The 9,692-nt window shown below is 70.3% G+C and carries 10 protein-coding genes, 1 tRNA gene and 1 pseudogene; 5 read left to right on the top strand and 7 right to left on the bottom strand.

The window, feature by feature from the left end:
* Positions 1–143: 143 nt before the first annotated feature.
* The 3 genes from ACFWZ5_RS42580 to ACFWZ5_RS42570 all read right to left on the bottom strand — a co-directional run bounded on the left by ACFWZ5_RS42580 (position 144) and on the right by ACFWZ5_RS42570 (position 3,002).
* Positions 144–1,070: a chaplin family protein gene (locus tag ACFWZ5_RS42580; protein WP_384806997.1), complete on the bottom strand. Its 927-nt coding sequence runs from the start codon at positions 1,068–1,070 to the stop codon at positions 144–146.
* Positions 1,071–1,228: 158 nt separating this feature from the next.
* Positions 1,229–1,462 carry a chaplin ChpH gene (chpH, locus tag ACFWZ5_RS42575; protein WP_384806826.1) on the bottom strand — a complete coding sequence of 78 codons (234 nt, stop codon included), beginning with the start codon at positions 1,460–1,462 and terminating at the stop codon, positions 1,229–1,231.
* 217 nt (positions 1,463–1,679) lie between these two features.
* Positions 1,680–3,002, bottom strand: coding sequence for a M20/M25/M40 family metallo-hydrolase (locus tag ACFWZ5_RS42570; protein WP_384806823.1), 1,323 nt, complete (start codon positions 3,000–3,002; stop codon positions 1,680–1,682).
* Between the two features lie 179 nt (positions 3,003–3,181).
* Between ACFWZ5_RS42570 and ACFWZ5_RS42565 the strand changes: the two genes are divergently transcribed.
* Together ACFWZ5_RS42565 and ACFWZ5_RS42560 are read left to right on the top strand one after the other, a co-directional pair.
* Positions 3,182–3,266 (top strand) — tRNA-Leu (locus ACFWZ5_RS42565).
* 55 nt (positions 3,267–3,321) lie between these two features.
* On the top strand, positions 3,322–3,681 hold the full coding sequence (locus ACFWZ5_RS42560) for a hypothetical protein (protein ID WP_384892456.1): 360 nt from the start codon (positions 3,322–3,324) through the stop codon (positions 3,679–3,681).
* A gap of 321 nt (positions 3,682–4,002) precedes the next feature.
* Here ACFWZ5_RS42560 and ACFWZ5_RS42555 read toward each other — a convergent pair.
* The 4 genes and pseudogenes from ACFWZ5_RS42555 to ACFWZ5_RS42540 form a co-directional block, all read right to left on the bottom strand.
* A pseudogene (locus ACFWZ5_RS42555) lies at positions 4,003–4,905 on the bottom strand (recombinase family protein); the annotation flags it as partial.
* Positions 4,905–5,081 carry a hypothetical protein gene (locus tag ACFWZ5_RS42550; RefSeq protein ID WP_384892453.1) on the bottom strand — a complete coding sequence of 59 codons (177 nt, stop codon included), beginning with the start codon at positions 5,079–5,081 and terminating at the stop codon, positions 4,905–4,907. The pseudogene ACFWZ5_RS42555 and the gene ACFWZ5_RS42550, both read right to left, overlap by 1 nt.
* Before the next feature lie 130 nt (positions 5,082–5,211).
* Positions 5,212–5,631 carry an ATP-binding protein gene (locus ACFWZ5_RS42545; protein ID WP_384803187.1) on the bottom strand — a complete coding sequence of 140 codons (420 nt, stop codon included), beginning with the start codon at positions 5,629–5,631 and terminating at the stop codon, positions 5,212–5,214.
* Between the two features lie 45 nt (positions 5,632–5,676).
* Positions 5,677–5,889 (bottom strand): hypothetical protein, encoded by a 213-nt coding sequence (locus ACFWZ5_RS42540; RefSeq protein ID WP_384803195.1) that lies wholly within the window; start codon positions 5,887–5,889, stop codon positions 5,677–5,679.
* Between the two features lie 168 nt (positions 5,890–6,057).
* On the opposite strand from ACFWZ5_RS42540, the gene ACFWZ5_RS42535 reads away from it, so the two are divergent.
* From ACFWZ5_RS42535 to ACFWZ5_RS42525, 3 genes are all read left to right on the top strand, one after another.
* The gene (locus tag ACFWZ5_RS42535) at positions 6,058–6,810 is read left to right on the top strand and encodes a DUF6879 family protein (RefSeq protein WP_384803184.1); all 753 of its coding nucleotides are present in this window, start codon (positions 6,058–6,060) and stop codon (positions 6,808–6,810) included.
* Positions 6,811–6,820: 10 nt separating this feature from the next.
* Positions 6,821–7,675: a helix-turn-helix domain-containing protein gene (locus ACFWZ5_RS42530; protein ID WP_384803181.1), complete on the top strand. Its 855-nt coding sequence runs from the start codon at positions 6,821–6,823 to the stop codon at positions 7,673–7,675.
* Positions 7,676–8,061: 386 nt separating this feature from the next.
* Positions 8,062–9,630 (top strand): acetolactate synthase large subunit, encoded by a 1,569-nt coding sequence (locus tag ACFWZ5_RS42525; protein WP_384803178.1) that lies wholly within the window; start codon positions 8,062–8,064, stop codon positions 9,628–9,630.
* Positions 9,631–9,692: the final 62 nt, after the last annotated feature.

Here is a 9,692-nt window from a genome sequence, read left to right as displayed (position 1 = left end):
ACTTGTTCACCGCTAACAGGCGCGGCCCACCCCTCCGGGGGCCCGGCTCCGTATCCACTTCTGCGCCGGTCAGCTCCCGTACCGGTCAGCTCCTGTCCTGGTCAGCTCCTGCACTGGTCAGGCTCTGTACCGGTCAGATCGGCTCAGGCACGTGCCTTCCGGTACAGGACCGAGCCCGCGAGCAGCATGCCCGCGCCCATCGGCAGCGCGATGCCTGCCGGCAGGGAGCTGCCGGTCTGCGCCAGCTGGTCCTTGCCCTCGGGCGGAGCGACGACCTGCGCGGCCGGCTGGTTCGGGCCGCCGGCCAGGTCGCCCCGGTCTCCCCCACGACCGCCACCGGGCTGACCCGGCTGACCGGGCTTGCCCGGCTCCCCCGGCTGCTCAGGGTTGCCCGGGTGCCCCGGGTGACCGGGCTCCCCGGGGTTACCCGGCTGGCCGGGTTCCCCAGGTTGGCCGGGCTGCCCCGGCGTACCCGGCTTGCCTGGATGCCCCGGCTCACCCGGCTTGCCGGGCTCCCCCGGCTTGCCCGGCGTACCTGGCTCTCCCGGCTGCCCCGGCTTACCCGGATGGCCTGGCTTGCCCGGCTGGCCCGGCTTGCCCGGCTTACCGGGCCCCTCCGTGCCGCCGTCGCCCGGGCCGTTGGCGCATTCGTTGCCCAGCGCCGCGTTGCCCGCGCCGCCGATGGTGACGCTGTTCCCGCACACGTTGACCGGGGCGTGCACCGGCGCCTGCACACTGTTGCCGGAGCCGATGCCCGGTGAGTGGTGCGCGTGGCCGTCGGCCTGGGACCCGCCGGACGGGTGGTGGCCGTAGCCGCCGCCCCCGCCGGAGGAGTTCGTACAGTGGTTGCCCACCGCGGGATTCAGCACGCCGACGACGTTCACGGTGTTCCCGCACGCATTCACGGGAGCGTGCACGGGCACCTGGACCGAATTGCCCGACAGCACGCCGGGAGAATCCGAAGTGCCGCCTTTGGCGCCCGCGTCGGCGTGCGCGTAGCCGCTCGTGACGGCGAGAACACCGCCCGCGGCCGCCGCTGTGATCAGGCCCTTGCGTGTGACCTGTCGCATTGCTTTCCCTGCCTTCTTTACCTGTTGGAACGCGCACGGGCGTGACCGCACCGTGCGCCCAATGCCCGTCGGCCCCGGAGTGCGTGGCAAGCACTCCGGGGCCGACGGACTCAGACCCTCAGGGGGTGAGGCCCTTCATGGGGTGAGGCTCAGCAGCGTCAGTGGTTGATGCAGACGTTGCCGAAGGCGGGGTTCAGCACCCCAACAATGGAGATCGTGTTGCCGCACACGTTCACCGGCACGTGCACGGGCGCCTGGACGACGTTGCCCGAGGCGACACCCGGGGAGTGCACGGCGGCGCCCTGGGCACCGGAGTCGGCGGCGGCGATACCCGCACCCGCGAGTACGAGGCCACCCGTGGCTGCCGCAGCGGCGACGACCTTCTTGATCATTGTTCCTCCTAGTTGGCAATGCGGCCCCAGCCGCGGACCGCACCACCTGTAACGAGGAGGCCAAAGGGGGGCTACGAGCCCCGGAGTGCTTTCACTCTTTTCAGTCAATCGCGCACAGGCGCCCGATTGTTGGAGTTTCGTTTCGGCTTATTGGTCAGCTTATTGGTCGACTTATGGACCCCGCTCGGACCCCACTTGGACCCCGATTGGACCCCGCTCAAGACGCGTCGATGAAGCGGTCGAGTACGCGCACGCCGAACTTCAGGCCGTCCACGGGCACCCGCTCGTCGACTCCGTGGAACATGCCCGCGAAGTCCAGCTCCGGCGGCAGCTTGAGCGGCGCGAAGCCGAAGCCGCGGATGCCGAGGTCGTCGAAGGACTTGGCGTCCGTGCCGGCGGAGAGCATGTACGGCACCGCGCGGGCGATGGGGTCCTCGGCCTGGAGCGCCGACTGCATGGCGTCCACGAGCGCGCCGTCGAACGTGGTCTCCAGGGCCTTGTCCGCGTGCACGTCCTCGCGCCTGACGTTCGGCCCGAGGATGCGGTCGAGGTCGGCGAGGAACTCCTCCTCGTACCCCGGCAGGAAGCGGCCGTCGACGTGCGCGGTGGCCTGTCCCGGGATCACGTTGACCTTGTAACCGGCGCCCAGCTGGGTCGGGTTGGCGGTGTTCTGCAGCGAGGCGCCGATCAGCTTGGCGATGCCGCCGAGCTTGGCGAGCGTCTCGTCCATGTTCTCCGGGTCGAGCTCGGTGCCGAGGGCGTCGCCGAGCTCGTCGAGGAAGTGCCGCAGCGTCTTGGTGACGCGGATCGGGAACTTGTGCCGCCCGAGCCGCCCGACGGCCTCGGACAGCTCCGTGATGGCGTTGTCCTTGTGGATCATCGAACCGTGCCCGGCGGTGCCGTCCACGGTCAGCTTCATCCAGTGCATGCCCTTCTGGGCCGTCTCGACGAGATAGAGCCGCAGCTTCTCGTTGACGGTGAAGGAGAAGCCGCCGACCTCGCTGATCGCCTCGGTCACGCCGTCGAAGAGGTCCGGGTGGTTGTCGACGAGGTACCGCGCCCCGTACGTCCCGCCCGCCTCCTCGTCCGCGAGGAAGGCGAGCACGATGTCCCGCGGCGGCTTGCGGCCGCTGCGCAGGCGGTCGCGTACGACCGCGAGGGTCATCGCGTCCATGTCCTTCATGTCGACGGCGCCCCGCCCCCACAGGCAGCCGTCCGCGATCTCCCCGGAGAAGGGGTGGTGCGTCCAGTCCTGGGCATTGGCCGGTACGACGTCGGTGTGGCCGTGGATGAGCAGCGCGGGCCGCGACGGGTCCTCGCCCTCGATCCGCGCCACCGTCGACGCGCGCCCCGGGTGCGACTCGAAGATCTGCGGCTCGAGCCCCACCTCCGCGAGCTTCTCCGCGACGTACTCGGCGGCCTTGCGCTCGCCCGGCCCCGAGTGGTCGCCGTAGTTGCTGGTGTCCATCCGGATCAGGTCCCGGCAGAGGTCGACGACCTCGTCCTCGCCGGAGACGCCGCCCGTGGTCGGCTGGCTCACGCTGTTCCTCCCGCTGTCGCACTCTCGGTCTCCCCCATCCTCCCGCGCGGGCGGCCGCGGCCCAAGGGCGGGCGCCTCTCGTCATACGCCGTTCACGCCCACGACCTGCGTGATCAGACACCCCCGAATGTTTGCTATGGTTTTCCACGTCGCCGCGGGAAACCGCGACAGACCACCTGGTCCGGGTGGCGGAATGGCAGACGCGCTAGCTTGAGGTGCTAGTGCCCTTTATCGGGCGTGGGGGTTCAAGTCCCCCCTCGGACACAAGCAGTACACCATCCGGTGCTGGTCGACTCTCGGCCAGCACCGTTTGTGTTTTGTGGTCGTAGGTGAGGCGGAGGCCGAGCTGGCGGTAGACGTCGGCTTTGTCGCCGGGGTCGGCTTTTTCCAGGATGGTGAGCAGGCCGCCGAGGGCGTCGATCACTTTTTTGATCTCTGTGGGGCTCAGTGGCGGTGGCGGCTGCCGGGTGGAGGCGAGCCGGTCCAGGGTGGTCTGGGCGGTGGTGCGGCGGGTCTGGGTTTCGCGGGTCCAGGTGGCGATGAGGGCGGGGTCGGCTCCGGCTTCCAGGGCGGCGCGGTACTGGGTGAGCTTGCGGTCCAGGGCGGCGATCTCATGGCGGGCGGAGTCGACCTGAAGTGTGTCGGGTGCGGGCTGGGTGTCCGCCAGCGCGGTCAGTGAGGCGGCCAGGTGATCGGGGGCGAAGGCCTGGGCGAGCCAGTGGTCCAGGGGTGGCAGGACGGCGTCCTCGCGTAGCTGCACGGTCACGGGGTGGTCCAGGCGGTTGGCGAGGGCGTACTCGGTGGGGAAACGGCAGCGGTAGTGGGCGCGGTTGTGGGTCCAGTTGCCCTGCATGCGCCGTTCGCACTGGGCGTGGAAGATCCGTCCTCTGAGGGCGTAGGGGTGGCGGGTGCGGACCTCGCGGCCGCTGGAGGCCGGGCCGCGTGAGGCCAGGCGGGCCTGGACCGCGTTGAAGACCTTGCCGGTGATCAGCGGCGGGTGGGCGGGGTGCTCTGAGTAGATCCATGCTTCCTTGGGGTTCCAGCGCAGGGTGGTGGTGTGGCCCAGGCCGACATCGTCGACGTCGATGAGGGTCTCGTGCTTGTGCTGGCGGTTCCAGACCTGGTGGCCGGTGTAGCGGGGGTTGGTCAGGATCGCGCGGATGGCGCTCTTGGACCAGGCGATGCCTGCGCGGTGCCGGTTGCGGCCGGGGTCGGCGGCTGAGGGGCACGGGATGTGGTCGTCGGTGAGGCGCTGGGCGAGGGCGTAGATGCCGTAGCCGGTGAGGTAGTCGGTGAAGATCCGCTGTACGACGGGCCCGGTGGCCGGGTCGATCTCCAGTTGGTGGGCGCGCTGGCCCTGGGCGGCCTTGGCCGGGTGGGGGTGCGGGCCGACATCCGTCAGTCGGTAGCCGTAGGGCGGGCGGCCGCCGAGGTAGCGGCCCTCCAGGCGGGCCTGGGTGGCCATGGCGGTGCGGACGCGGAGTTTGATGCGGCTGCGTTCGGCCTTGCTCATGCCGCCGAAGACCGACATCACCAGGTCATGGGCCTCGGAGTCGGGGTCGATGGGGCCACCGACCTCCGGTACCCACAGCTGGACGCCGTAGTGGATGAAGAGGGGGTAGGTCAGGCCGTACTGGCTGCCGTAGAAGGCGCGCTGCGGCTCACCGATCACCACCGCCTCGAAACCCCGGTCCGGGTCGGCGAGCGCGGCGAGCAGGGAGGCAGCGCGGGGGCGGCGCTTCCAGGGAATCGCGCGGGACTGGCCCACGTCGAAATACTCCGCCACCACCGGCCCGTGCGCGGCGGTGAGCGCCGTGGCGCGGGCCAGCTGCCAGGCCCGGGAAGCGGCTGGGTCCTGCTGGTCCTCGGTGGAGACCCGCCCATAGAAGGCAAAGCGCGGCATCACCCACATCCCCTTTCGTCCCCGTGTTCGCGGGCGCGGGAGACGTTGGTGATCAGCCGCCACAGCGCCAACGCCACCGGCGGCGTCAGCACCGGCGGCCGTTCGGGCACGATCACCCGCACTGCCGCCCGGTCGCCTCTCGGTTCCTTTCCAGGGTTGTCCTGCGCCCGGTCCATGGCCAGCCTCCAGCCCCGCAAACCGTGCGGCCCGCAGCGTTCGCGGGGCATCGCTCGGGATGAGGGCCACACTTAAAGAGGCCGACCTCCGAACTTTTTTTCGACAGGGTCAGGCTGTTTTAGTAGCGCGTTAGGCGGGCTTGAAGGCCTGATGCACGACAAAGGCAACGAGCGTCCCGCCGTACTGACTTGGCGCGGACCACCACTCGTCCGCTAATGCGTCGACCAGGAGCAGGCCACGCCCGTGCGCTGCGGTGGCCTCGGGCGAGCGCAACCGCACCAGCGCGGGACAGCCGGGATTGTGCACCTCCACCCGCAGCGTCCCGCCCACCCGGTACCAGTCCACGCGCACCCGCCACAGCCCCTCCGCCCGCCCGTACACGATGGCGTTCGTGACCAGCTCCGAAACCATCAGCACACAGTCATCCACCACGGAGCAGCCCAAGTGAAGCGGCTCGGTGAACGTCCGAAACCAGCGACGCGCACGACCCACCGACTCCGGGACGGGGTAGAGGACCATCCGGCCAAGCGGTTCGGATACGTCACTCATCACGCCCACCACCGCCTACGCCACTCGCACCGCGCCACGGCACGCTTACTCATCGCTCAAGCCCCCTTGTCGGAGTCGGAAGGCCAGCCGCATGGCCACCTCCGCGCGCACGCGCCCGAGGTTCACGAGTCCAAGTCCCGGCGAAGCATGGTCGACTCCCAGTGACGGGAGCACGATGCCTGCCTCGGTCAGCGCAGCCCGAAGTTCTTCAACAGCCATGGACGGGTCGGCGTCCGCCAGATCATGCGTCGTCGTCACGCACAGGACGCTAGAAAGAGGGAGTTGGCGGCGCCAGGGAAGTTGCGCGAAGTTGCTTGACCGGACTCCGAAGTTGCTGAATGTTCCTTCTATGAGCCCACCAACACCGTAGTCCGTCGGCGGAACCGAGGGCGAAGCTGTGGCCCAGCCCTGAGGAAGGGGGATGCCATGGCGCGACGACTGCGTTTCAACGGAACTGGCTCCGGAGAGGGAAGCTGCCCCGCCGTACACGAGGACCTCGACACCGGAGAGGTGATCGTGCACGGGCCACCGCTCACCGACCCCGACGACATCGCACAGCTTCAGCACCTCGACGAGGGAGAAGTGGCCGTTGTCGTACCGCGCAACACACTGATCGACTTCGGTCCGCGCGACCGGAACCCCGCACCCCGCACCCTTGATCCGGTCCAGTTCTCCCGGCTCTTCGAGAACTTTCAGCACAGCGCGTGGCACCTGGAGATGCGGCGGCGCTACGCGGTCGACGAAGCGACCGACACCTACGCTCAGTTCGTACGCGGCGAGGCACCGGCGTGGGACCTCAATACCCCGTGGAGCCGCACCATCCGCACAAAGACTTCGGACGGGGCGGCGGTTGGACGCGTCCGCATCGTCGATTGCCCGCCCACCACCGGGCAGTTGTACCTTCTCGCGCACGCCGAGAAGAACACCGCGCTCGGCGAGGACGTACGCAACATGTGGCGTCCCGACGCCCAGCGCGTCAACCTGCCGGACGAAGACTTCTGGATCTTCGACGCGCACATCGTCGCCCTGTGCCTCTTCGACGACGATGACAACCTCACGGGCGCGGAGCTGATCACCGAGCCAGCCGCCGTCAACCAGTACAACCGACTGCGGGACGTCGCGCAGCACTACGCCATCCCGTACAAGGAATTCGCGGCACGACTGAACGCGAGGGAGTGAACACGGCCCGGTGAGTACCGACTTCCAGCAGGCGCGCGAAGCCTTGGGCACGCGGCTTCGTGAACTGCGGCTCTCGCGCCCCGGAGGCCGACTCACCGGCGACCAGCTCGCCCAGCAGCTCGGATGGCACAAGTCCAAGGTCAGCAAGCTGGAGAACGGCAGGCAGACGGCCACCGCCGAGGACCTCCAGGCGTGGGCACAAGCGACCGGCCAGCCCGAGGCGTACGAGGAACTTCGTTCCCGGCTGGCCGGGTTCGAGGCTCACATCCGCTCCTGGCGCCGCCAGCTCGCGGCAGGCCACCGCGCCGTCCAGGACGCGCACAATGACGCCCAGGCCAACGCCAAGGTGCTGCGAGCCTGGGAGTCCTCCTGGGTTGTGGGCGTTCTTCAAACGCCCGACTACGCCCGTGCGGTGCTGGCCCGCTCCGCCGAACTGCACCAGTCACCACGGGACACCGAAGACGCCGTACGCGCCCGCATGCAGCGTCAGCAGCTCCTCTATAGCGCGGGCAGGCGCTACCACATCATCATGTGGGAGGGCGTGCTGCGCGCCCTGATCTGCCCGCCAGCAGTGCTCGCCGCCCAGCTCGACCGCCTTGCCGGAATCATCGGCATGGACACCGTGGAGCTGGGGATCGTCCCCTTCGGCGCCTCGCTCAAGCAGCCGCCCGGCGTGGGCTTCTGGATCTACGACGACCGCCAAGTGGTCACCGAGACGTGGCACGCGGAACTGTGGGTCGAGGATGCCGGCAGCGTCGCCACGTACCTACGCGTCTGGAAGATGATGCAGGAATCCGCGGTGTACGGCACCGAGGCCCACAACATCATCAACGCGGCCCGGCGCACCCTCAACTCGCATACATAGCAATATGCGTGGCAGTTGCAGGGCACGGAGGAAGAAGCCTAAGGCATCCCTGCCAGCGACAAGGTCCTTAATAGGGGCTTCCTCTCTAGCGGGCGCCGGGAACGGTAGGCGGATCGGAACTAGGACGGGCAGCCCAATAGGAAGTGGGAACGCCTGGTCAGCGCACTGGCGTAGTGGGGCAGACCCTCCTCGGACACCAGCAGTACACCCAACGGTGCTGACCGAATCTCGGTCGGCGCCGTTTGTGTTTGGCGGGTGCAGGCGCCGCGGCCTCTGGCATCCATGGCATCAAGGACGCCTTCCGCTGACCGGTCCGGCCGTGTGCTGTCGTGGCTGGCCGGATTGCGGCTGACGTGTGTGGGGGCCGGGCCGTGAGACTGGCCGCCATGCCGAACGGAGCCCAGAACCTCATCAGTGGCCTGGTGGAGGCCCACGTCCAGGTGTGCTTCGCCAATCCCGGGACGTCCGAGCTGCATGTCGTCAGCGCGCTCGACGACGTGCCCCGGATGCGGCCCGTCCTGTGTCTCTTCGAGGGGGTCGCGACGGGGGCCGCCGACGGGTACGGGCGGATGGCCGGGCGGCCCGCGTGCACGCTGCTGCACCTCGGGCCCGGTCTCGCGGGCGGCCTGGCGAACCTGCACAACGCGCGCCGGGCCGGTACCCCCCTCGTCAACGTCGTCGGGGACCACGCGCTGCGCCACAAGCGGCTCGACGCGCCGCTGGAGTCGGACATCGAGGCGCTCGCCCGCACGGTGTCGGCGTGGACGCGGCGTACGTACGACGCGACGGACCTCGCGGACGACGCCGCCGAGGCCGTCGCCGCCGCGGCCGGGCCGCCCGGGGCCGTCGCCACGCTCGTCGTGCCCGCCGACGTGGCCTGGGGAGAGGCGGCGAAGCCCATCGGGGCGGGCCCGGCGCGGCGGGCCGTTCCGCCGCGGGGGCTCGTGTCGGAGGGGAGCGTCACCGCGGCCGCCGCCGCGCTGCGGTCCGGGGAGCCCGCCGCCCTGCTGCTCGGCGGTGCCGCGACCCATGGGGCCGGGCTGCGGGCGGCCGCGCGGGTGGCCGCCGCGACGGGGGCGCGGCTGCTGTGCGAGACGTTTCCGGCGCGGCTCGAGCGCGGCGCCGGGCTCCCGGTGGTCGAGCGGCTCGGGTATCGGACCGCCGACGCGGCGGGGCAGTTGTCCGGCGTACGTCACCTCGTGCTCGTCGGCGCCTCCGCGCCGGTGCCGTTCTTCGCGTACCCGGGCCAGAGCGGGGTCGTCGTGCCCGAGGGGTGTGAGGTGCGGGCGCTCGGGGGCGGCGCCGAGGATGTGGTGGCGGCGCTGCGGGGGCTCGCCGATGAAGTCGGGGGTGGCGCTGCCGTGCCTGTGGTGCGGGAGGCGGGGCGGCCCGGTGTGCCGGGTGGGGCGTTGACGGCCGAGACCGCGGCCGGCGTCCTCGGCGCGCTGCTTCCCGAAGGGGCCGTCGTCGTGGACGAGTCCAACACCTCGGGGATCTGGCTCATGGGGGCGACCGCCGGGGCCCCGCCCCACGACTGGCTCACCCTCACCGGCGGAGCCCTCGGGACGGGGCTTCCGCTGGCCGTGGGCGCCGCCGTCGCCGTACCGGAGCGGCCCGTCGTCGCGCTCGTCGCCGACGGGGCCGCGATGTACGTCCTTCCCGCGCTGTGGAGCATGGCTCGGGAGGGGCTCGACGTCACCGTCGTCGTCTTCAGCAATCGGGCGTACGCGATTCTCGGGCTTGAGCAGACGATGATGGGGGCGGGTGTGGGGGCTGCGGGGCGGGACCTTTTCGACCTTGGGCGGCCCGAGATCGACTTTGTGGGGTTGGCTCGGGGGATGGGGGTGCCCGGGGGGCGAGCCTCGACTGTGGAGGGGTTTGCGGGGTTGGTGGAGCGGGGGGTGGGGGAAGGGGGGCCGTTCTTGGTGGAGTGTGTGGTGCCGGCGTTGGGCTAGCGCGGTGCTCCCCAATCCCGCCCCTTCCCGAAACTAGGGGCTCCGCCCCTAGGACCCCTTCT

The sequence above is a fragment of the Streptomyces sp. NPDC059003 genome, assembly GCF_042740445.1.
Lineage (GTDB): Bacteria > Actinomycetota > Actinomycetes > Streptomycetales > Streptomycetaceae > Streptomyces.
Note: the sequence above shows the minus strand (reverse complement) of the source record. Positions and strands in the feature narration are given on the sequence as shown.

Excerpts from the sequence above, each read along its gene's own strand:
- ACFWZ5_RS42545 (WP_384803187.1), bottom strand. The coding sequence starts at position 5,631 with ATGAGTGACGTATCCGAACCGCTTGGCCGGATGGTCCTCTACCCCGTC.
- ACFWZ5_RS42535 (WP_384803184.1), top strand. The coding sequence starts at position 6,058 with ATGGCGCGACGACTGCGTTTCAACGGAACTGGCTCCGGAGAGGGAAGC.
- ACFWZ5_RS42580 (WP_384806997.1), bottom strand. The coding sequence starts at position 1,070 with ATGCGACAGGTCACACGCAAGGGCCTGATCACAGCGGCGGCCGCGGGC.
- chpH (WP_384806826.1), bottom strand. The coding sequence starts at position 1,462 with ATGATCAAGAAGGTCGTCGCCGCTGCGGCAGCCACGGGTGGCCTCGTA.
- ACFWZ5_RS42550 (WP_384892453.1), bottom strand. The coding sequence starts at position 5,081 with ATGGACCGGGCGCAGGACAACCCTGGAAAGGAACCGAGAGGCGACCGG.
- ACFWZ5_RS42525 (WP_384803178.1), top strand. The coding sequence starts at position 8,062 with ATGCCGAACGGAGCCCAGAACCTCATCAGTGGCCTGGTGGAGGCCCAC.